Genomic DNA, 312 nt, shown 5'->3' with positions numbered 1-312 from the left:
GGGGCGCGGGGCCATTGCCCGCGCTGTGACGGCGCGCGCCTGTTTGCCGCCTGGCTGCGCCCGGTGGCACAGTGCCCGGCCTGCGCGCAGGACTGGCGCGGCCATAGCGCCGACGATTTTCCGCCTTATGTGGCGATCCTGATCACCGGCCATGTCATGGCGCCGGTGATCATCGCGCTGGGCCTGCACACCACGCTGTCATGGCCGGTGATGATGGGCGTGTGCCTGACCATGACGGTGACGATGGTGCTGGGCCTGTTGCAACCGGCCAAGGGCGCGGTGATCGCGCTGCAATGGTGGCTGGGGCTGCAT

Annotated in this window: 1 protein-coding gene; it reads left to right on the top strand. The window is 69.2% G+C overall.

The annotated features are described in order from the left end of the window. Positions 1–312: DUF983 domain-containing protein (locus H926_RS0117225; protein ID WP_022677425.1), on the top strand; the 312-nt coding region annotated here is incomplete at both ends.

Source organism: Novosphingobium sp. B-7 (genome assembly GCF_000410615.1).
GTDB lineage: Bacteria > Pseudomonadota > Alphaproteobacteria > Sphingomonadales > Sphingomonadaceae > Novosphingobium > Novosphingobium capsulatum.
This window is presented reverse-complemented; position numbering and strand designations above follow the sequence as displayed.